The following is a 2,262-nucleotide window of genomic DNA, read 5'->3' as shown; positions in this document are numbered from 1 at the left end:
CATGCCCGCCGTACGTCACGCCATCGTCGATCTCATCCTTCGGCCGCCGCCTCAACGGTGTCCCTACTGCCGAAAACAAATCCTTGAAAAACACGGGCGCAAATAGAATCTGCCAAAGTAGTGCTAGTGCGTGTTTGCCATCGCAAGCTTGCTCGACGGCCCCTGCGTCGCCGTCTCCTTGTCGAGGAATTCCTGGACGTGGCGCGCGGGCCTTAGTTGATTGAGCCCACAGGTGAAGTCACCCGCGCCGGCGGTTCACTGATCTTTGTCCGAGGTGAACTAAAATCGGGGGAGCGGCCGCCTGTTTACCTTTTCTGGCGCCATCAAACGAGTGAAGCAGAAGGCCCGCACGCAAGCCAATATCGAGTCGCAGTAGGACGATGACCGTGACTGTCGGTCAGATGATTTCGCTCTCACACGTGCCTACAAGCTGCAAGATGTTTGAAAGCAGCACATCGCGCTGCAATGAATTGATGCGGAGACATATTCCAACGACGGACGTGGACATTCCGGCCTCATTCGGAGTGCAGGGGGCAGGGTGATGACCAGTGCTCATAGCTTGAGCGAATAAGGTCGCTGGCGCCGACACGCCGTTCCGGACACCCTCCGGCATCCAAATGACCTTGCTCCTCTGGGACAGACAGCTTTGCTGAGCACCGCTTCGTGCTGGCTTCAGCCCGTGATCGCCTCGGCGGCATTGATCAACACAGCGGGGCGCCAAGAGGGAACACTCCACGGCAGAGCAGTTCATTCCACCTAAGCAGGGCCGACCGAGGCAGAAAGGCGGATTTCATCGTGGTGTTTGGCGAAATTGGTGAATTTCGGCTCATTTCATCAGATACGATCTCGCTTGACCCGAGGTTATTGCGTCCCTTGGAGCACACCAAACATGCGCCGGGTTCTAATGGGGAAATCCATGAGTGAGCAAGAGTCTCGTAGGGGTCCATACGGTGCCGTGAGCCGACGTTTGCTCCTCCGATCAACGGCGGCATTTCTGAGCGTGCCCTTTGTCGCCAACACCACTTGTGCGTTCGCGCAGGATAAGCTTGCGGGCAACGGCGAAGTGGTCGTTTACAGTTACGGTGGGTCGTTTACTGAAAACTTGCGGAAGTACGTCTTTGACCCCTTTACAAAGGCGACTGGCATCAGGGTTGTCGATGTGACAGCCGACTTGGCGGAACCCCAGATCAAAGCGATGAGCGCAGCCAAGCGCGTCGACTGGGACGCTGCTTTTGTCACACCTCAAGGCTATTTGGAGCTGCGAGAGACCGGTATGTTTGTGCCCATTGACTACGGCCTCTGGGACGACGAGGCGCTAAAAGGTGTACCTGAATTCTCCCGCCTTAGTGATGCTGTCGGCGCATTCAAAAATGCGACTATGCTGGTCTATGACGAACGCGCTTTCACGAAGAGTGCCCCAGTGAGTTGGGCCGACTTCTGGAATGTCAAGGAGTATCCGGGCCCGAGGGGCCTCGATGGCAGCGTTGGTTATCGTAACATGCTGTTTGCTTTGATGGCCGATGGTGTCGCGCACGAGGATCTCTTGCCACTGACCGATGATAAGATCGACCGGGCGCTCAAGAAGCTTGACGAAATCAAGCCGCACATTAGCAAATGGTGGATGGCAGGCGGCGAACCCATCCAATTGCTTCTCAACCGTGAATACGCGCTGACGAGTGCGTTCGATGGCCGTGCCCTCGCGGCCATTAAGAAGGGGGCGCGCATTCGCATGGTATGGGACGGCGCTACGTCTGTAGGCGAAAACTACTGGACTATTCTAAAGGGGGGGCCGAACAGCACAAATGCACAGAAGTTCATTGCATTTGTAAATCGAGCCGAAATGGCGGCCGCATTTACGCAAGGAGCCGGTTATCCAGGCCCAAACATAAATCAGCTAAAGTACTTGCCAGCAGATCTGGTTCCGCTGATCAGCATAAACCCCGACAACGCAGCGAAGGCGCTCTTGGTCGACGTTGCCTGGTTTGTGGCGAAACGTCCGGACGGCAAGACCAACTTTGACCACATACAGGAGCGTTGGCTGGCATGGCGGGCACAATAAGCGCGGCTGCTTGCCTTGCATTAGGGCCATTCTAAACCGCCGCCAGGATTCGAATGCCGTGTCAGATACCATAAGCAGTCGGCCGTGAACAAGGCTCTAAGCGATTGAGCGGGAGTCTGTTTTCGGGTTTTGGAGGCATTTGAGATTGCAGGGATTTGGGGCTTGAGGCTTCCAAACCCTGCAAATTGGTTTTTGGATTTCCT

Annotated in this window: 1 protein-coding gene and 1 pseudogene; both read left to right on the top strand. The window is 55.8% G+C overall.

What is annotated here, in order from left to right; genetic code table 11:
* Positions 1 to 127 precede the first annotated feature (127 nt).
* A pseudogene (locus P0R31_RS40535) lies at positions 128 to 376 on the top strand (hotdog domain-containing protein); the annotation flags it as partial.
* Between the two features lie 540 nt (positions 377 to 916).
* Positions 917 to 2,059 carry an ABC transporter substrate-binding protein gene (locus P0R31_RS40530; RefSeq protein WP_275521198.1) on the top strand — a complete coding sequence of 381 codons (1,143 nt, stop codon included), beginning with the start codon at positions 917 to 919 and terminating at the stop codon, positions 2,057 to 2,059.
* Positions 2,060 to 2,262 lie beyond the last annotated feature (203 nt).

This window comes from Bradyrhizobium yuanmingense (genome assembly GCF_029167105.1).
Taxonomy (GTDB): Bacteria; Pseudomonadota; Alphaproteobacteria; order Rhizobiales; family Xanthobacteraceae; genus Bradyrhizobium; species Bradyrhizobium yuanmingense_A.
The sequence above is the reverse complement of the archived record's forward strand: the minus strand, read 5'-3'. Positions and strand labels throughout refer to the sequence as shown.